The following is a 19,247-nucleotide window of genomic DNA, read 5'->3' as shown; positions in this document are numbered from 1 at the left end:
TCACAGCTGCTTGCTTTGGTAGCGGTTGAGGTCTTGCTGATCTAGCACCGGCCAGCCGTCCTTGTCCCACTTCATTTCGAGGATCTTCAGCTTTTGCTGGTACTTGTCGGCGGTTTCGTAGGCGTGCGCGACGAAGTAGTCCTTGCCGTCGAAGTTGTAGGCGCTGTTGTGGCCGACGCCCTTCCAGTCCTTGTCGCCGGCGATGAGCAGCGAGCCGCCGCCGGCCGCCATGTCCTTGCCGGCCTTGTCCAGGTACGGCCCGGTCACTTCGCGCGCGCGGCCCACCACCACGTGGTAAGTGCTCTTCTCCTTCTGGCAGCACAGGCCCCACGAGGCAAACAGGTAGTAGTAGCCGTTCTTCTTGTAGATGTAGGGCGCTTCGATCTCCGCCGGACCGCCGCTGTCGTCGGCCGTGAAGGCGGGACGGTCGCGGCGCGCGATGGTGCGCCATTCCTGCGGTTCGGCGAGCCTGGTGCGGTCGTCGTTCAGCTTCACCAGCTTCAGTCCGCCCCAGAACGAGCCGAAGGACATCCAGCCGGCGCCCTTGGCGTCTTCGATCACGTTCGGGTCGATGGCGTTCCAGTTGTCGCGGCCGGGAACCGACTGCAGCACCATGCCCTGGTCTTCCCACTTGTAGTCGGGCGAGCGCGGGTTCAGCGTCTTGTTGACGGTGACGCCGATGCCGGACGCGATCTTGCCGAAGCCGGACACCGAGTAGTACAGGTAGTACTTGCCCTTGTAGTGCTGCACGTCCGGCGCCCAGATATGGCCGTCGAAGCTGGGCGCGGCCTGCTTCGCCCAGGTGGGCTGGCCGGCGAACACACGGCCTTCCGGCTTCCAGTCCTTCATGTTGGTGGAACTGTAGAAGGTGATGCCCGGGCCGGTGCTGAAGACGTAGTAGGTGTTACCCTCCTTCGCCATCACCGGGTCGTGCACGCCCACCTGCGCAGCGTGAGCCGACGGGCTCGAACTCAGCGCAAACGCCGCCAGGGCGGCTGATATTGCAAATTTCATCGTCATTCCCATCAATTTCCAGTCCTCGCGCCCCACAGCGATACGCCATCGGCCGATTGTGCCGTGAACGTCACCACGTAGGCGCCCGCGTTGGTATTCCATTGGCGCGACAGCACGCCGCTGTATGCGCCGCCGGCTGCTCCAGCCGCGTCCAGCGTGATCGACATAGTATTCGATCCCTTGTGCGCCCACTTGCCGGTAACGGCGCCGCTCAGCGTGCCGTCCGCATTCAGCTTGATATTCTGCGACAGTTTCAGCGTCGAGGAAATATCCTTGCCGTGGTTGATCATCTTGTAGCTGCCCGCCGCCTCGGCCGCGCTGACGGAGGCCGCCTGCGCAGGCGTGGCCTTGCTCAGCGGCGCGTAGCGGAACGGCGCCACCACCGGCCAGCCGTCCTCGTTGACGAACATCTCGTGCACGCGCAGCTCGTGCTGCTCGCCCAGCCCCGGGAAGCGGGTATGGAAGACAATGAAGCTCTGCTTGGTGGCCGCGTCGTAATAGACCGAGTTGTGGCCCGCCGATATGTAGCCCAGCGGCGTGCCGGTTTCGCCCGCCGCCAGCTCGAAGCGGTGGTTGCCCATCAGCTTCTGGCCGTGCGGCGCAATGCTGGCGTCGTCGAACAGCGGCAGCGCGGGGTTGGACTTGACGGTGGCCATGTCCGTACCCTTGGCGTCCACATACGGGCCGTCGGGGTTGCGCGAGCGCGCCACGCGCATGTTGTAGGCGCCGTTCGCATCCAGTCCGCCGAAGGACGTGAACATGTAGTAGTAGCCCGTCTGCGGGTGGTACAGCACGTTGGCGCCTTCGATGCGCGCGTGGTTCCCGCCCAGCAGGTGCTTGCCGTAGCCCTGCCCCGGCTTGGGCATGCCGGTGGCGCCGTCCAGCGCCAGGATGAAGATGCCGCCCGAGTAGGAGCCGTAGATCATCCACAGGCCGCCGTCCTTGTCGCGGAATACGTTCGGGTCCACCGTGTTCGGGTGCCTGGTGGCATCGTAGACGTTCTTGCCGTCTTCGCTGATCTCGCCCCACATGCCGGACTTCAGGATGATGCCCTTGTCCACGTACGGGCCTTCGATCCTGTCGGCCACCGCCACGCCCAGCGCGGAACGCGGCGAGTCGCCCTTGCAGGCGTTGTAGTACATATAGAACTTGCCGTCGGCAAGCTGCACCACGTCCGGCGCCCACAGCGTCGTGGTCTGCGCCCAGGCGAAGGTGGCGGCCAGCACCCTGGTCACGTCCGCGAACAGCGGATTGGCCGCGTTGGCGCCGTCGGCCACCTTGGTCCAGTTCATCAGGTCCGTGGACTTGGCGGCGGCCAGGTGCGAGCCGAACACGTAGAACGTGCCGCCCGCGTTGATCACCGCAGGGTCATGCACCGACGCGTTGGCGAAGGTGACGGGAGCCTGCGACACCGGCGGCGTCACGGGTGGAGTAACGACAGGCGGCGTCACCACCGGCGGCGTCACCGGCGCGGTGACGGACGGCGCGGTGACCGCGCTGCCGCCACCGCCGCCGCCGCACGCCGCGAGCGTAACCAGCCCTGCCAGCGCCATGGCCTGGCTTACAGTCGTGGCGCGCACTGCTTACTCTACTGCGACGACGACAACCGCCTTGGCCGGCAGCTTGACCTGCAGCTTGCCGCCGGCAGCCTTCGCTTCGAACGGCACCGGCTTCACCGCTTGCGGCTTGGCGAAGGTATTGTGCGCATCCATCGCGTCTGCGGTCAGCAGCTGGCCGCGCGCCACGCCTGCGTTCGAACCCGCCACGTTCACCGACACTTCCGCGGCCTCCTTAGGATTGGTGTTCACCAGCGCCAGGTAGACCTTGCCGTCCTTGCCGCGCGCGGCGGACGCGCTCACCTGCGGCACGCTGACGTCGCCAACGCTGTACTGGCCGTTGCCGGACATGGACAGCGGCAGCGAGGTCGCATCCTGGAACGGCACGTACATGCGGTAAGCGTGATAGGTCGGCGTCAGCAGCATCTTGTCCTTGTCGGTCAGGATCATGGCCTGCAGCACGTTGACCATCTGCGCGATGTTGGTCATCTTCACGCGTTCCGCGTAGTTGTGGAAGATGTTGAAGTTCAGCGCCGCCACCACCGCGTCGCGCAGGGAGTTCTGCTGGTACAGGAAGCCGGTGTTGGTGCCCTTCTCCACGTCGTACCAGGTGCCCCATTCGTCGACATAGAAGCCAACCTTCTTGGACGGATCGTTCTTGTCCAGGACCTTGACGTTGTTCTTGATCAGCTCATCCATGCGCAGTGTGTTCTTCATGGTCGAGATCCACTGGTCTTCGCCGAAGCCGGTGGCCGCGCCCTTCACTTCCCACTTCCCGGTCGGGATGGTGTAGTAGTGGAAGCTGATCGCATCCATCTTGTGCTTCACGTTGGCCGACAGCACCTCGGTCCACTTGGTGTCGTTGTCGTTGCCGCCGCTGGCGATGAACTTCGGCATATGGCCGTGCGGCGCCTTCAGGAATTCCGCGGCGGTCTTGTACAGATTGGTGTAGTGCTCGGGCGTCATCTGGCCGCCGCAGCCCCAGGCTTCGTTACCGACCGCGAAATAGTCCACCTTGAACGGCTTGTCGCGGCCGTTCTTGCGGCGCAGCTCCGCCAGCGTGGACTTGGACGGCGACGTCATGTACTCCAGCCATTCCGCCATCTCCTGGTTGCTGCCGGTGCCCAGGTTGCCGTTCACATAGGTCTCCGCGCCCAGCAGTTCGGCCAGGTCGAAGAACTCGTGCGTGCCGACCGCGTTGTTTTCCTCGACGCCGCCCCACATGGTGTTGACCTTGACCGGACGCTTGCTGCGCGGGCCGATGCCCTCGCGCCAGTGGTATTCATCGGCAAAACAGCCGCCCGGCCAGCGCACCAGCGGCACTTTCAGTTCCTTCAGCGCGCCCAGCACGTCGTTGCGCCAGCCCTTGGTGTTCGGCTGCTTGGAATTCGGGCCGACCCACATGCCTTCGTAGATGCCGGTGCCCAGGTGTTCGGCGAACTGGCCATACACGTTCTTGTTGATGACCGGGCCGGGCTTGGCCGCGTCGATGGTGATGCTCACTTCGCCGGCGGCGAAGGCAGCGCCGCTCGCCAGGCTCATGGCGAGGATGGTTTTTTTGATGATGTTCATTCCGTCTCCTAGGTTTTGATTTTATTTAAACACTGCGACGAAGCCGCCACGCGGCTTGATCGTAACTTTGCTGCCCTTGCCCGCCGTGATGGCGGACTGGGTAAATTCGCGCTCTCCCGCGCCGTCCGTCATCAGCGTGCCATTGCGCTTGCCGATGAAGGACAGGTCCAGTTCCAGCGTCTTGTCGTTCGCCTCCGAATTGATGCCCGCCACATACCATGCGTTGCCCGCTCTGCGCGCGATGACGACGAACTTGCCCGGAAAACCGGCCACGAACTTCGAATCGTCCCAGCTGCGCGGCAGATCCTGCAGGAAGGCCTTCACGTAAGACGGCACGGTGGCCATGCCTTCCGGGACTTCCGCAAAGTGCTGGATGCCCGACAGCAGCAGCACCGATTCGGCCAGCTCGAAGCCGTTGCGGGTGGCGCGCTTGATGTTGGGGATATCGGCGAACACCATGGGCGTGAAGTCCATCGGGTCGAACAGGTTGCGCGTGAACGGCAGCATGGACATGTGCGGCGCCACCGCGTCCTGGTCGCGCTGCTCGAAGGTGGTGAACTCCAGGCCCTTGATGGCTTCGGCCGTCATCAGGTTGGGATAGGTGCGCGACCAGCCGCGCGGCAAGGTCGAACCGTGGAAGTTCACCAGCAGGCCGTAGTCCGCCGCGTCCTTCAGGATATCGATGTAATAAGCGATCATGGACTTGCCGTCGCCGGCGAAGAAGTCCACCTTCACGCCTTTCACGCCCATGGCTTGCAGGCGCGCGAATTCGGCGCGGCGCGCCTCGCGCGTGAGCAGCTTGCTCTTGGGCGAATACTCGGTCTCGTTCCAGGCGCCGGACGAGTTGTACCACACCAGCACGCCCACGTTTTTGCTGGCGGCATAGGCGGCCAGCTCCTGCACCTTCTCGTAGCCGATCTTGCGGTCCCAGTCGGCGTCAATCAGCGTGTAGTCCCAGCGCATGTCGGCCGCGTAGTCGATGAACTTCTTCTGCACGTCGTAGACAGTGTGGTCGTCCTTCAGCAGCGCCCAGCTCCACGAAGCATGGCCGGGCTGCGGCAGCGCCGGCGCGGTCGAAGCGCGCGGCGCGGCGGGCGCGGCCAGGTCGGTGCCCAGCGTGGAGTTGACCAGCGTGGGCAGCGTGCCCACCGCCAGCACGCGCCACGGCGTGGCCAGCGTGCCGTTGGCTTCGGCCAGCAGCGCGCCGCCGGTGAACACTTCCGGCTCGGCCGGGCCGCCGATGCGGTACACGCCGTTCGGCGATTCCGCCTGCAGGCGCGAAGCGTGGAAGCTGCCGTCCATGTTGGCTTCGGTCAGCGCCACCCAGGTATCGCCTGCCTTGCCGTCGCCGGTCCTGAACAGCGCCGGGAACACCCAGCCCGCCTTGGACGGCGACGGCGTGCCGACGGCGATGCCCATCTGGTAATGCTCTTCGTACGAAGGATTGGTGTTCTTCCAGCCCGTCTGCGCCAGGGACATGGGCTGCAGCCAGCCCTGCGCAGACTTGGCAAACGCGAAACTGGTGCTCTCGCTGATGAACTTCTTCACCGCCAGCGACGGGTCGGAAACCACGTAGCGGAAGGCGACGCCGTCGTTGGACACGCGGAAGGCCACTTCCATGGTCTGCTTCTGCGCGTTGCGCAGCGTGTAGACCTGCTCATTGGCGGTGTAAGAGATGCTGCGGCGCTTGCCGACCGCCATCTGGTACTTGTCCGAGACCGGCTTGGCGGCGGTCAGGCCGGCCAGTACCAGGTCCTGCGTAAAGTCCGCGCCCTCCAGCTTCAGGCCCAGCGCGGACGGCAGCAGCACCGGCTTGCCGTCGCGCGAAATGGCGTACGTTACGCCGCTTTGCTGCACGCGCACGCTGACGGCCAGGTGGCCGTCGGGGCTTTTCAGGGCGGCGTTGGCTGCCGGAGCGGCAGCGGCAGCAACAACTGCGGCGCTGAATAGCGCCGCGCCATAACTCAATTGCGAATTCTTCATGTTTAGCTGCGCCCGTCGCCAGACGGGCGCCCTCAATGTGAACTGCACAAACTGCGCGGGCTGCTTAGACCCAGCCGGCGTCGACGATGAATTCCTGCGAGGTGCACATGGCGCTGTCGTCCGCAGCCAGGAACAGGATCATGGAGGCGATATGGCCGGGCATGAGCTTGGCGGGCAGGCATTGCATGCGCTGGATTTCGGCTTCGGCTGCGTCGTCCACCCACAGGTCGATCTGGCGCTGGGTCATGACCCAGCCGGGAGTGACGGTGTTGACTCGGATGCCGTGCGGGCCGAGGTCGCGCGCCAGGCTGCGGGTCAGGCCGATGACGGCCGCCTTGGTGGTGGCGTAGACCGGATAGCCGGCGCCCTTGGCATGCCACGAGATGGAGCTGACGTTGATGATGGAGCCGCCGCCCTTGCGCTTCATGCCGGCCAGTACCGACTGGGCGGTGAAGAACATGGGGCGCTGGTTGATGGCGATGCGCTCGTTCCAGTAGTCCAGCGTGACGTTTTCGGCGTCGTGGCGCTGGTCGTTGGCGGCGTTGTTGACCAGCACGTCGAAGTCGCCCAGCTTGTCGGCCAGGGCGGCGATGGTCGCCTGCAGCGCGGGGATGTCGGTGATGTCGCAGTGGCGGAATTCGGGCGCCGGGTGGCCCGAGGCGGCGATGCGTTCGACCAGCGCTTCGCTGGCGTCCCTGGCGATGTCGACGAAGCCGACCAGTGCGCCCTGCTCGGCGAAGGCCGTCACCAGCGCTTCGCCGATGCCCGTGCCGCCGCCGGTAATGAATACGCGCTTGCCGCGCAGGCTGCCGAATTTGGCAAGTTCTGTCATGTTGTCTCCAGCTTATTATGTTGTTCGTGCCGCCGGCGGGTTAGCGCATTGCGCGTAACCCGCCATGTTCCGCCTACGCCTTGCCCAGCGCGCCGTCGCGGCGGCGCCAGATGGCCAGCGGGTTTTCTTCGCGCAGTTCCACCGGCAGCAGGGCCTGCGCCAGGTTCTGGTAGCACACCGGACGCAGGAAGCGGTTGATCGCGCCGGTGCCTACCGAGGTGCTGCGGCCGTCGGCCGTGGCCGGGAACGGGCCGCCGTGCACCATGGCGGTGGACACTTCCACGCCGGTCGGGAAGCCGTTGGCCAGGATGCGGCCCACTTTGCGCTCCAGTACCGGCAGCAGCGCTTGCGCGTCGGCGTAGTCGCCTTCGTCCAGCTGCAGCGTGGCGGTCAGCTGGCCTTCCAGCTTCTCGGTGATGGCGCGCATCTCGGCCACGTCCTTACAGGCCACCAGCAGCGAGGCCGGGCCGAATACTTCTTCGTGCAGCGCGTGCTCGCCGAGGAAGGATGCGGCGCTGGTCTTGAAGAACGCCGGAGCGCCCTTGCCTTCCAGCTGCTCGCCCTTGGCCAGCGTGGTGACGCAGCCCTGGCTGGCAAGGTTCGCCACGCCGCGCTGGTAGCTGCCGGCGATGCCGGCGGTGAGCATGGTGGCCGGCGCGGTAGGCTGCAGCGCCAAGGTGGCGGCTTGCGCAAAGCGGTCCAGGTCCGGGCCGTCGATGCCCAGCACCAGGCCGGGATTGGTGCAGAACTGGCCCACGCCCATCACCAGCGAGGCGGCGAAGCCCTGGGCAATGCTGTCGCCGCGCGTGGCCAGCGCCTGCGGCAGCAGGTAGACCGGATTGATGCTGCTCATTTCCGCATACACCGGAATCGGCTGCGGACGCGCGGCTGCAACCGCCATCAGCGCGGTGCCGCCCGAACGCGAGCCGGTGAAGCCGACCGCCTGGATGGCGGGGTGCGCCACCAGCGTCTGGCCGATGCCGTTGCCGGTGCCGGTCAGCAGCGCGAACACGCCGGCCGGCAGGCCGCACTGTTCAACCGCCTTGACCACGGCGCGCGCCACCAGTTCGGAGGTGCCGGGGTGCGCCGAGTGGGCTTTCAGCACCACCGGGCAGCCTGCGGCCAGCGCGGAGGCGGTGTCGCCGCCGGCCACGGAAAACGCGAGCGGGAAATTGCTGGCGGCGAAAACGGCCACCGGGCCGACCGGGATCAAACGCATGCGCAGGTCCGGGCGCGGCGGGGTGCGTTCCGGCAGCGCGGTGTCGATGCGGGCGTCGCGCCACGAGCCTTCGCGCAGCAGGTCGGCGAACAGCTTGAGCTGGTTGACGGTGCGGCCACGCTCGCCTTCCAGGCGGGCGCGCGGCAGGCCGCTTTCGGCCATGGCGCGTTCAATCAGCGTGTCGCCCAGCGCCATGATCTGCGCGCCGATGGCTTCGAGGAAGCTGGCGCGGTCCGCGTCGCTGGTGGCGCGGAAGGTGTCGAAGGCGGCGCCGGCAAGGCTGCAGGCCTGGTCGATCTGGGCCGCGTCCACCATGTGGAAGTCCGGTTCCATGGCGGCGGCGTCGGCCGGGTTCATGGCTTTGAAGGAGCCGCCGTTGCCTTTGACGGCTACGCCGCCGATGAGTGCTTCACCAGTAATGATCATAAGGCGTTGACTTTCGTGTAGCTGGTTTCGGCAACTTCCAGGCGGTTGCGCAGCGCTGGGCCGAAGGCAGGCGCTTCGATCTCGAAGGTTTCGCCCGGCTGCACGCTGATGTTGTCCGCAACGCTCAGGGTGGCGGTGCCGAAGAAGTGGATGTGGACATCGCCGGCGCGCTTGAACAGGCCGTATTTGAAGTGGTGGTACTCCAGGTTGGCGATGGTGTGGGACATGTTCTCTTCGCCGCTGAAGAAGGCTTTCTCCCAGCGGACCTTGCCTTCCTTGTCCAGGATGCGCGAGGTGCCGGTGACGCTTGGCGGCAATTCGCCCACCAGCAGCGCCGGACCCAGGCCGCAGGCGCGCAGCTTGGAGTGGGCCAGGTAGAGGTAGTTCTGGCGCTCGGTCACATGGTCCGAGAATTCGTTGCCGATGGCGTAGCCCAGGCGGTATGGCTGGCCGTCGTCGCCGATGATGTACAGGCCGGCGATTTCGGGCTCTTCTCCGCCGTCCAGCGCGAAGTCGGGCATGACCAGGGACTGGCCGGTGGCGGCCACGATGGAGCCGTCGCCCTTGTAGAACCACTCGGGCTGCACGCCGGCGGTGCCGGCGGCGGGCTTGCCGCCTTCCACGCCCATGCGGAACATCTTCATGGAGTCGCTCAGGGCTTCGACGTCGCCGCCGATTTTCTTGTGCATGGAGTCGCGGGTGTCGGCGCTGCCCAGGTGGGTCAGGCCGGTGCCGGTGACGTAGGCGTGGGCTGCGTCCTCATGGTCCAGTGGCGTCAGCAGGCGGCCGGCTGCGGCCACGTCGGCGTAGTTGTGGGTTTGCGGGCCGGCGTCGGCTTGTGCCAGCGCGGCCAGGCTTTTCTTCTGGGCGATGGCGGCTTGCGCCAGGGCGTAAGTGGTGGTGAAGCTTTCCAGTTCGCGGATGGTGGACTGCTCCAGCAGGCCAACGCGGCGTTCACCGTTTTCTTTTTTAAATTGTACGAGCAGCATGAGTATCTCCGGATTATTTAGTGCGAATGCTTGGGCACGGCCGAACCGCGGCTGCCGACCAGGAAATCGAAGTCGCAGCCTTCATCGGCCTGCAGCACGTGGTCGATGTACAGCTGCTGGTAGCCGGACTTGGCGCCCTCCACCTTCTGCTCGGCGCGCGCGGCCTGGCGCTGGGCCATCTCCTCGTCCGAAATCTCCAGGTTCAGCAGGCCGCCTGCGCAGTCCAGCGTAATATAGTCGCCGTCGCGCACGATGCCCAGCGGACCGCCTGCCATCGCTTCCGGCGCCACGTGCAGCACCACGGTGCCGTAGGCGGTGCCGCTCATGCGGGCGTCCGAGATGCGCACCATGTCCTTCACGCCGGCCGCCAGCAGTTTCGGCGGCAGGCCCATATTGCCCACTTCCGCCATGCCGGGGTAGCCTTTCGGGCCGCAGTTCTTCATCACCAGCACCGAGTTCGCGTCGCATTCGAGATCCGGGTCCATGATGCGCTCCTTATAGTGCTCGAAGTTCTCGAACACCACCGCCTTGCCGCGATGCTGCATCAGTGCAGGCGTGGCGGCGGACGGCTTGAGCACCGCGCCGCGCGGCGCCAGGTTGCCGCGCAGGATGCAGATGCCGCCATCCTTCAGCAGCGGCTTGTCCAGCGGACGGATCACTTCGTCGTCGTAGATCGGCGCGTCGTTATTGTTTTCCCACAGTGTCTTGCCGTTGGCGGTCAGCGCGTCCTTGTGCGGCAGCATGCCGCCCTCGCCCATGCGGCGGATCACGCCCGGCAGGCCGCCGGCGTAGTAGAACTCTTCCATCAGGAAGCGGCCGGACGGCAGCAGGTCCACCACGGTAGGCTGGCCACGGCCGATGCGGGTCCAGTCTTCCAGTTCCAGGTCCACGCCGATGCGGCCGGCGATGGCTTTCAGGTGGATCACGGCGTTGGTGGAACCGCCGATGGCGGCATTGACGCGGATGGCGTTCTCGAACGCTTCCTTGGTCAGGATCTTGGACAGGCGCAGGTCTTCCCACACCATGTCGACGATGCGCATGCCGGACATATGGGCCAGCACGTAGCGGCGCGCGTCCACCGCGGGGATGGCTGCATTGTGCGGCAAGGTGGTGCCCAGCGCTTCGGCCATGCAGGCCATGGTCGACGCGGTGCCCATGGTGTTGCAGGTGCCGGCCGAACGCGAGTGGCCCGCTTCGGCGGCCAGGAATTTGTGCATCGAGATTTCGCCGGCTTTCACCTGCTCGTGCAGCTGCCATACGGCGGTGCCGGAACCGATGCTCTTGCCGTCCAGCTTACCGTTCAGCATGGGACCGCCGGATACCACGATGGTCGGCACGTCCACCGACGCGGCGCCCATCAGCAGGGCCGGGGTGGTCTTGTCGCAGCCCACCAGCAGCACCACGGCGTCCATCGGATTGCCGCGGATGGATTCTTCCACGTCCATCGACGCCAGGTTACGGGTCAGCATGGCGGTTGGGCGCAGGTTCGATTCGCCGTTCGAGAACACCGGAAATTCAACCGGGAAGCCGCCCGCCTCGAGGATGCCACGCTTGACGTGTTCGGCCAGCTTGCGGAAATGGGCGTTGCAAGGGGTGAGTTCGGACCAGGTGTTGCAAATGCCGATGATCGGTTTGCCCTGGAATTCGTGGTCTGGGATGCCCTGGTTCTTCATCCAGCTGCGGTACATGAAACCGTTCTTGTCCTGCGTACCGAACCACTGCGCCGAGCGCAGTTCCACTTTTTTCTTCGTCTCCGACATGCAAAATCTCCTGTAATTTTTCGCACTGCAATGGTGGAATATTAAAGAAGGTATCGATGCCCATCCAATGAATTAAAAATCGATATCGATACTAAAATTGATATCGATTCAAAAAGTTGCCTTCCGCTTATAATCTATATAACTCTTACACCACTTTCAGCCGCCCTCCCCACTCTATGAGCCTGCAATCCGTCCGCGCCTTCTTCGCCGCCAAACAGCTGGATCTTCCCATCATCGAGCTGGAGGTGAGCACCGCCACGGTGGCGCTGGCGGCCGAAGCGCACGGGGTGGAGCCGGGGCGCATCGCCAAGACCCTGTCGTTCCGCCTGGGCGACGGCCGCGCCATCCTGCTGGTGGCCAGCGGCGACGCCCGCATCGACAACCGCAAGTTCAAGGACGCCTTCGGCAAGGGCCGCATGATGGACGCCGACGACGTGGTGCGCATGACCGGCCACCCGGTGGGCGGCGTGTGCCCCTTCGGCCTCGCCGAGCCGCTGCCGGTCTACCTCGATTCCTCGCTGCGCAAGTACGACGAGGTGCTGCCGGCCGCCGGCGCCGTGCACAGCGCGGTGCGCATCAGCCCCGAGCAGATCGCCGCCGTGACGGACGGCCAATGGGTGGATGTGTGTCAACAGGCGTGAACGGCGCCGTGTCCAAACCGCCGACCGAGTCGCAGCGGAACTGGAACGAGATCAAGCACGAGATCGGGATGTTCGCCGATTTCGTGCGCCGGCCGCGCCGCACGCTGCCCGGCGAGAGGAAGTGGCTGAGCCGCTTTCTGCTGCTGTGGGGCCTGTGCCTGGCCGTGGCGATGCTGCAGATTCCGCTGGAACTCGGCTTCGAGCAGTTTGCCCCCTCCATCAAGTACACGCTCAACACGGACACCAAGTTCATGCTGATGGCGGTGTTCATCGCCCCGGTGGTGGAGGAACTGGCGTTCCGGGCCGGGCTGCGCAGCGCCCGCTACACCCTGTTCATCGGCCCGGCGCTGTTCGTTATCGCGCGCGCCGGCACCGTCACGCTCGCGCTGGCGGTGACGGCGGCCTTCGTGCTGATCGCGCTGCTGGACTGGCTGTACCGGCGCCGCCTGGCACGCCCCGGCCTGGTCATGCGGCGCGGGCGCGCCTTTCTGCGGCGCTACCCGCTGGTGGTGTGGACCTATGCCGCCGCTTTCGCCATCATCCACGTCGGCAATTTCGATTACTCGCCCCAGGCCGCCTTCCTGATGCCGCTGATGCTGCTGCCGCAGCTGTTCTGCGGGCTGGTGTTCAGTTACCTGCGCATACGCCACGGCCTGCTGCACAGCATGCTGCTGCACGCGGCTTATAATGCCAGCCTGTGCTCCGTTCTGCTGCTAGGATAGCGGCCATGAAATACGAAACCATCGGCTAAAGGAACCGGATGCTGATATTGAAAGTCATCTTCGTGATCTTCGTCGTCGCGGTCGGCATCCCCTGCCAGATCATCGACTACCGGCACCGCAGGAAGAACAACTACGAACCCGGCAGCGGCTGGTCCTACTATTCCCGCCTGAAGCGCGAAGGCAGCTGGGAGGGCAGGTTCATGATGAACAGCGCCTACATGGCCATCGCGCTGGTGCTGTCCATGGCCGGCTTGCTGGCCGCCCACTTGTACCACGCCTGATTCAGGGAACAAGCCCCATGTCCTATCCCTACCTGAGCGACGTGGTCCACGCGCTGACCGGCCTCGCCCTGCCCTTGCCGCTGCCGATGTTCGGCCTGTTCGTCGCCACCGCCATGCTGGCCGGCTCCCATGCGCTGACGCTGGAGCTCAAGCGGCTGCACGCGGCGGGCCGGCTGTCCACCGCATCCGGCCTGGCGCCGCACGAGATCGTGCCCAACCTCACGCTGGTCGTCATGGCGGCCGGCATTGCCGGCGCCCGCCTGTTCCACATCCTCGAGAACCTGGACGAATTCCGCGCCGCGCCGCAGGCGATGATCTTCTCCACTTCCGGCCTGAGCATCTTCGGCGGCCTGATACTGGGCACCCTGGCCGGCGTGCTGTTCGTGCGGCGCCACCGGCTGCCGCTGCTGCCCACGCTGGACGCGGCCGCGCCGGCCATGATGCTGGGCTACGCCATCGGCCGCATCGGCTGCCAGGTGTCCGGCGACGGCGACTGGGGCAGCGCCGCAAACCTGGCGCTGAAGCCGGACTGGCTCCCGCTGTGGACCTGGGCGCAAACCTACGACAACAACGTGGTCGGCGCCGTGATCGCCGCGCCGGGCGTCTACCCCACGCCGATGTATGAAGCGCTGATGGCCTTCGCCTGCTTCGCGGTGCTGTGGGCGCTGCGCAAGCGAGCACGCGCCCCGGGCTGGCTGTTCTCCATGTATATGCTGCTGGCGGGCGCCGAGCGCCTGCTGATCGAACAAATCCGCATCAACCCCGTGCTCGACTTCGGCGGTATCCATGCCACCCAGGCCGAGATGATCGCCGCCCTGCTGATTCTTGCCGGCCTGGCTGGCATGGCGCGCACCGCAGTTCACCACGCAAAGGATCGATATGAAGTATCTTCCAGCTGAATGGCCAGACGACGTGGACGGCGACGTGTTCCGCCGCATGCAGGAAAGCGGATTCGACTTCAGCAAGGAAGTGGATGTCGAGTTCATCGTGGATTTCGAGAGCTGGCCGCCGCCGGAAGCCTTCCTGAGCGCTCTGCATGCGCGCCACCCGCGCATCCAGCTTCACGAGCCGGATGAAGATGGCAACGGCTACGTGATTTTCCTGGTGCATGGCTTGCTCACATACGAACTAGTGATGTCCGTGCAAAGCTCCGTCTCGCAGTTGGCGGCGCCGTATGGCGGCGCTTGCGATTCATGGGGCGCGATGCAGCCGCCGCCCTCGCAGACCGGCGCATGGACTCCCTCCGCAAGCGGCAACTGGCTGGGCGCCAGATTTACCTATGAAGGCTTCCCGCTGGCCCTGCGCGTGCGGCCCGCTGCGGATTCCGACAAGAACCGCGCCCGCTTCCCGCAACTTGTCCGCCTCACACACAAGCTGGCCAAGGTGCGCGAGGACGGCCTGCCCGAGGCCAGCTACAACCAGTCCCTGGCCAGCTTCGACCAGGACGCCATCGACCTGTTCGAGCAGCGCGACGAAGGCATCGCGGTGCTGATCGAGACCTTTGCCGGGAAGCGGACTTACTACGGATTTGCGATTTCCTCCGCGCCGGCCGAAAACCGGCTGCTTGAACTGAAGCAGCGCTACCCCGAGCATGACATCTCGATCGAAGCGTCTCCGGACCCGGAATGGAAATTCCTCTCGCGGTATCGGGAAGATTTTCCCTGGTAGGCAGGCGAACAGGCCTGGCAGGCCGCTGCGCAACGAAATCGATGAGGGTTACGGGGCGCGCTAACGTCCCGCCGTTGCTTGTCAGAAGCGCGGCTGATCAAGCATTACGCGCCCGTCAGCATGCGCAGCAGCTGGCCGGCGATCCAGCCGCCGTAGGTGCCCAGCGCGTAGCCGAGCACCGCCAGCAGCACGCCCACCGGCGCCAGCGCCGGGTGGAAGGCGCTGGCGACCACCGGTGCGCTGGCGGCGCCGCCGATATTGGCCTGGCTGCCCACCGCCATGTAAAACACCGGCGCCTTGATCAGCCACGCCATGCCCAGCATCAGCGCGCCGTGGAAACTGATCCAGATCAGGCCCAGCGCGAACAGCTCCGGATCCGAGAATATCGCGCCCAGGTTCATCTGCATGCCGATGGTGGCCACCAGGATGTAGATCGCCACCGAGCCGATCTTGGAAGCGCCCGCCCCCTCCAGCTTCTTGGCGCGCGTGAACGACAGGATCAGGCCGAACGTCGTGGCCAGCACCGTCACCCAGAAGAAGTTCGCCGTCAGGCTGTAACGCTCAAGGTACGGTGCGTTCTCCTTGATGAACGGCACGATGTAGCCGGTCATCCAGTGCGCCAGTCCGGTGGCGCCGAGGCCGTACGCCAGGATCAGCTGCAAGTCGTAGGAACCGGCGATGCGGGCGCTGTCGAGCTGCACCTGCTCCACCCGCACGCGCAAGTCGTCCAGCGCGCGCGTGTCGGCGCCGCGCCAGGCGTCCAGGCGCGCGCTGCGGCCGGCCAGGAACAGCAGGAAGGCCATCCAGATATTGGCGCAGATGACGTCCACCGCCACGAATTTGCCGAACACGTCGGCGCCGACGGCATAGACTTCCTTCATGGCCGCCTGGTTGGCGCCGCCGCCGATCCAGGAGCCGGCGGTGGTCGTCATGCCGCGCCAGATGGCGTTCGGGCCCTCTGGATTGAGCAGCGACGGGTCGAAAAAGCCCATGATGGCCAGCGCGAACGGCGCGCCCAGTATCACGCCGGTGGTGCCGGTGAGGAACAGGATGATGGCCTTGGGGCCGAGCCGGATAATGGCGCCCAAGTCGCACGCCAGCGTCAGCAGCACCAGCGCCATCGGCAGCAGGTAGTCGCGGGCCATCGGGTACAGGCGCGACGATTCGCCGTTAATGATCCCGAAGGTATTCAGCAGGCCGGGGATGAAATAGCACAGCAGCAGCGCCGGCACCACCGAGTAAAAGCGGCGCCAGAAAGGATGGGGCGACCGCTCGCTGGCCAGGACCAGCCCCAGAATGACGACCAGGATGCCCAGGACGACCGGGTCCGACGTGATCAATGCGGTGGTGACGGGTTCGGGTGTGCTGGAAACTGCCATGGGGTTCCTGAGAAATGTTGTCGAATAGGTTGTGGATACTAACCTATGTCGCCACGTTGCGGGGCCTCTGCCGGACCGGCGCTGCGCAGCTTCCTGCGCGCCGCCTTGGCCGCATACATGGCCTCGTCCGCCACCGCCAGCAGGCTCTCCACCGTCGCGCCGGACTGGGGGAACACGGCAACGCCGATGCTGGCCGCGGCCTGCAGTTCCAGGCCATTCAGCCGGTAGGGGTCGGCCATCAGCCTGACCAGCTTATCGGCCACGTTGGCCGTCTCCGCCGCGCCCGCGTCGCACAGCACGACGGCGAACTCGTCGCCGCCCAGGCGCGCGGCCATGTCGGCCTTTCTCAGCTGCGAGGTCAGGCGCGCCGTCGCGCTGATCAGCAGCTCGTCGCCGACCGCGTGGCCGTAGGTGTCGTTGATGGTCTTGAAGTTGTCCAGATCCAGGTAGAGCACCGATAACTGCGCCTGGCTGCGGGTGGCGATGGCAAGCTGCCGCTCGAGGAAATCGGTGAACATGGCGCGGTTGGCGATGCCGGTCAGGACGTCGTGCGTGGCCTGGTGCTTGGCCTCGCGCAGCATGGTGGACGCTTTCACCATCGCGGCCGCCACCTCGTCCGCTTCGCGCAGGCCATAGCTGGCCGGCTCCACGCGCTCGCCGGCGCCCAGCGCCAGCGCGGGCGAAATCAGCTGGCGCAGCGAACGGCGGATGCTGCTGCCGATCCGCCAGGCGAACAGCAAGCTGCTGCCCAGCAGGACCACCGTGGCCAGCACCAGCGACCACAGCTTGCGGTTCATCTCGGCACTGAGCTTGTCGAGCGGAATGCCTATCGCCACCGTCCATTCCGATTTGCTCGCTTGCGACATCACGGCAAGGATCGGCACGCCATCCAGCGACTCGGTTTCGAAAGCCCCTTCGGCCTGCTTGTGCAGGCGCTGCGAAACCTCGGGAACCGCCTTGGCGCCCATGAAACGCTTCATGTCCCGCGAGCGCGCGACGATCAGTCCCTTCCTGTCGAGCACGCTGCTAATCCAGTGCGCCGGGTAGCTTTGCTGGTGCAGCACTGCGGCAAACCGCTCCGCCGCGATGGTTGCGGTCAGCGCGTAGCGCTTCCCGGCGCTGTCGCGCACCGGTATGCCGACCGACACGAGATGGCGGTTCGAGACCGGACCGATAAACAGGCTGGAGATGCTCGTCGTGTCCCGTTCGATGATGTTCTTGAGCATCGGGTCGTTCGGGTCGCGCGGCAGCGGCTGGCCGTAAGTCAGGAAAGTGTTCATCAGCTGCTGGCCGCCCGCGTCCTCCAGCACGATGTTGAAGATATTCTGCTGCGCCCCCAGCCTGCGCGCCTGCGCGTCGAAGGCCTTCAGGTTGTCGGGGGTGAAGCTGGGCGAGGTGGCCAGAGCAATCAGCGCCGACTCCACCACGGCCAGTTCCTTGTCGATCTCCATGGCGTTGGCGCGCGCCGTGGCCATCGCGCTATGGACGAAACCCTCGCGGCTCTGCTGGTAGTCGTAGTAAATCAGCCCCACCGCCATCAGCGAGGCGGGAACGATGCAGGCTAGCACCAGCAATACCAGCCGCGAGCGGATGGAGGGTGCATGCGGCGAAATCTTCGCGGCGGGATCGGCGGGAACGGTTTTCAAAGCGAAGGTAAAATTGGTTTCTTGCAATTTTACAATGAAACTTGCCCGTTAGATTAACGTGACCGGCACGCCGGTGCGGATGGTGTTGTGGACTTCGGCCACGGCGTCGGTTTCGCGCAGCAGGCGGGCGATGTCTTCGGGCGGAGCGGACGAGCGGATCGCGGCGCGGTAGCGGATGTCGCTGGCGGCCAGGCCTATGCCTGCGAACTCGGCGCTGGCTTCCACTTGCGCGCCGTCGATCGCAATGCCCAGGCGCTGCGCCTCGCGGTACAGGTCATTGCAGTAGCAGGTGGCCAGCGCCAGCATCAGGAACTCGCCGCCGTTCACGGCAGAGCCCTGGCCGGAGGGTTTGGCGGGTATGGCCAGCGCCTGCCGCTTGCCTGCAGTCTCCACCGAGACCATGTGCTGTGACGGCGAACTGTCCACCGTAGCATTGATAAGCATGTGCTGCCCTCCCTAGTGAAGTTATTCCACCTTGCCCGATTATACTGTGCCAGAATTAGTTTTTCACCAACATGCCTTGAAAGACATGACCGTCAAAAATCTCGCCATGCTCTGCGCCGCATTCGCGGCCAGCCCCGCCAACGCAGCCGCCTCGCCCGAGCAGCAACTCGCCTTCTCCAAACCACAGCAGATGATCGACATCGGCGGACGCAAGCTGAACCTGCATTGCAGCGGCAGCGGGCCGCTCACCGTGGTGTTCGACTCACCGTCCACCGATGCCGGCTGGAGCTGGGTCGGCGTGCAGCCTGAGATCGCCAGGCGCACGCGCGCCTGCGTGTACGACCGCGCAGGGCTGGGGTTCAGCGACCCGTCGCCGCGCGAAGGCATATCGGGCAACGCGGTGGAGGATCTGCATGCGCTGCTGGGCAAGGCTGGCATCGCGCCGCCTTACGTGATGGTCGGGACGTCGTATGGCGGCGCGAACGTGCAGCTGTATGCGTACCGCTATCCGGCCGAAGTGAAGGGCCTGGTGCTGGTGGAGCCGCAGCATGAGGACGAGACCAGGCGCCTGGACAAGATAACGCAAGGCAAACTGAAACAGATATACGAGCAGCAGAACGAGATGGAGAAGGCGTGCGCGGCGCAAGCGGAGCAAGGCTTCAAGCCGGATGAACTGAAGCAGTGCATCGGCGAGGTGCCGGCGCACTTCGGGCCGGAGCTGGCGAAGGCTTACCTGGGCGTGATGTCGTCCGCCAAACAATGGCGCGCGGCGACGTCGGAGGACTTCAACTTCGACAAGGGCGGCGACCAGTTGCGCGCGGCGCGGCGCAGCTTCGGCGACATGCCGGTGCTGGTGCTGACGCGGGGCGTGAGCCCGTTCGCCGTGCCCGGCAAGCCGCAAAGCGCCTTGAACAAGGCGTTCGAGAACGAGAACCGCAAGATGCACAAGGAAGTGGCGGCGCTGTCGAAGCGCGGCAGCGAGCGCATGGTGCCGGGCGCCGGCCACATCATCCAGGCCGACAAGCCGCAGGCGGTGGTGAAGGCCATTAACGAGGTGCTGGACAAGCTGAAGTAACAAGTAGCACACGCAAAAAACGCAAAAAACGGGGTCAGTT

At 65.4% G+C, this 19,247-nt stretch carries 17 protein-coding genes; 6 read left to right on the top strand and 11 right to left on the bottom strand.

The window, feature by feature from the left end; all coding sequences use genetic code 11:
- The 8 genes from AC56DV_RS12135 to AC56DV_RS12100 form a co-directional block, all read right to left on the bottom strand.
- The gene (locus AC56DV_RS12135; protein WP_496314532.1) at positions 1-1,014 is read right to left on the bottom strand and encodes an arabinan endo-1,5-alpha-L-arabinosidase; all 1,014 of its coding nucleotides are present in this window, start codon (positions 1,012-1,014) and stop codon (positions 1-3) included.
- Positions 1,015-1,025: 11 nt separating this feature from the next.
- Positions 1,026-2,594 carry a glycoside hydrolase family 43 protein gene (locus AC56DV_RS12130; RefSeq protein WP_496314531.1) on the bottom strand — a complete coding sequence of 523 codons (1,569 nt, stop codon included), beginning with the start codon at positions 2,592-2,594 and terminating at the stop codon, positions 1,026-1,028.
- Between the two features lie 3 nt (positions 2,595-2,597).
- A complete protein-coding gene (locus AC56DV_RS12125) occupies positions 2,598-4,142 on the bottom strand; it encodes an alpha-N-arabinofuranosidase (protein WP_496314530.1) in 1,545 nt (514 codons plus the stop codon).
- A 21-nt stretch (positions 4,143-4,163) separates the two neighbouring features.
- Complete coding sequence (locus AC56DV_RS12120; protein WP_496314529.1) at positions 4,164-6,125, bottom strand: glycoside hydrolase family 97 protein; 1,962 nt, start codon at positions 6,123-6,125, stop codon at positions 4,164-4,166.
- Between the two features lie 64 nt (positions 6,126-6,189).
- Positions 6,190-6,957: an SDR family NAD(P)-dependent oxidoreductase gene (locus AC56DV_RS12115; protein WP_496314528.1), complete on the bottom strand. Its 768-nt coding sequence runs from the start codon at positions 6,955-6,957 to the stop codon at positions 6,190-6,192.
- 73 nt (positions 6,958-7,030) lie between these two features.
- On the bottom strand, positions 7,031-8,602 hold the full coding sequence (locus AC56DV_RS12110) for an aldehyde dehydrogenase (NADP(+)) (RefSeq protein ID WP_496314527.1): 1,572 nt from the start codon (positions 8,600-8,602) through the stop codon (positions 7,031-7,033).
- Positions 8,599-9,591, bottom strand: coding sequence for an AraD1 family protein (gene araD1, locus AC56DV_RS12105; RefSeq protein WP_496314526.1), 993 nt, complete (start codon positions 9,589-9,591; stop codon positions 8,599-8,601). The genes AC56DV_RS12110 and araD1 overlap by 4 nt, the downstream gene beginning before the upstream one ends.
- A 17-nt stretch (positions 9,592-9,608) precedes the next feature.
- Entirely contained in the window at positions 9,609-11,351 is a 1,743-nt protein-coding gene (locus AC56DV_RS12100) for an IlvD/Edd family dehydratase (protein WP_496314525.1), read from the bottom strand.
- Between the two features lie 176 nt (positions 11,352-11,527).
- Between AC56DV_RS12100 and AC56DV_RS12095 the strand changes: the two genes are divergently transcribed.
- The 5 genes from AC56DV_RS12095 to AC56DV_RS12075 are packed head-to-tail and all read left to right on the top strand — an operon-like array spanning position 11,528 to position 14,663.
- Entirely contained in the window at positions 11,528-11,992 is a 465-nt protein-coding gene (locus tag AC56DV_RS12095; protein ID WP_496314524.1) for a YbaK/EbsC family protein, read from the top strand.
- Positions 11,977-12,714, top strand: coding sequence for a CPBP family glutamic-type intramembrane protease (locus tag AC56DV_RS12090; RefSeq protein WP_496314523.1), 738 nt, complete (start codon positions 11,977-11,979; stop codon positions 12,712-12,714). The genes AC56DV_RS12095 and AC56DV_RS12090 overlap by 16 nt, the downstream gene beginning before the upstream one ends.
- Positions 12,715-12,752: 38 nt before the next feature.
- Entirely contained in the window at positions 12,753-12,995 is a 243-nt protein-coding gene (locus AC56DV_RS12085; protein ID WP_496314522.1) for a hypothetical protein, read from the top strand.
- A 17-nt stretch (positions 12,996-13,012) separates the two neighbouring features.
- Positions 13,013-13,894: a prolipoprotein diacylglyceryl transferase gene (locus AC56DV_RS12080; protein WP_496314521.1), complete on the top strand. Its 882-nt coding sequence runs from the start codon at positions 13,013-13,015 to the stop codon at positions 13,892-13,894.
- The gene (locus AC56DV_RS12075) at positions 13,875-14,663 is read left to right on the top strand and encodes a DUF695 domain-containing protein (protein WP_496314520.1); all 789 of its coding nucleotides are present in this window, start codon (positions 13,875-13,877) and stop codon (positions 14,661-14,663) included. Before AC56DV_RS12080 ends, AC56DV_RS12075 begins: the two co-directional genes overlap by 20 nt.
- 104 nt (positions 14,664-14,767) lie before the next feature.
- Here the strand turns inward: AC56DV_RS12075 and AC56DV_RS12070 are convergent, their stop codons facing one another.
- The 3 genes from AC56DV_RS12070 to AC56DV_RS12060 are packed head-to-tail and all read right to left on the bottom strand — an operon-like array spanning position 14,768 to position 18,132.
- Entirely contained in the window at positions 14,768-16,042 is a 1,275-nt protein-coding gene (locus AC56DV_RS12070; protein ID WP_496314519.1) for a DUF819 family protein, read from the bottom strand.
- Between the two features lie 38 nt (positions 16,043-16,080).
- Complete coding sequence (locus AC56DV_RS12065; protein WP_496314518.1) at positions 16,081-17,688, bottom strand: diguanylate cyclase domain-containing protein; 1,608 nt, start codon at positions 17,686-17,688, stop codon at positions 16,081-16,083.
- Positions 17,689-17,736: 48 nt separating this feature from the next.
- Complete coding sequence (locus AC56DV_RS12060; RefSeq protein ID WP_496314517.1) at positions 17,737-18,132, bottom strand: OsmC family protein; 396 nt, start codon at positions 18,130-18,132, stop codon at positions 17,737-17,739.
- 85 nt (positions 18,133-18,217) lie between these two features.
- Here AC56DV_RS12060 and AC56DV_RS12055 point away from each other — a divergent pair, with 85 nt between their 5' ends.
- A complete protein-coding gene (locus tag AC56DV_RS12055; RefSeq protein ID WP_496314516.1) occupies positions 18,218-19,207 on the top strand; it encodes an alpha/beta fold hydrolase in 990 nt (329 codons plus the stop codon).
- The last annotated feature ends 40 nt before the right edge of the window (positions 19,208-19,247 follow it).

Source organism: Massilia sp. BGA-UO-ETr-WB1 (assembly GCF_059567845.1).
Note: the sequence above shows the minus strand (reverse complement) of the source record. Positions and strands in the feature narration are given on the sequence as shown.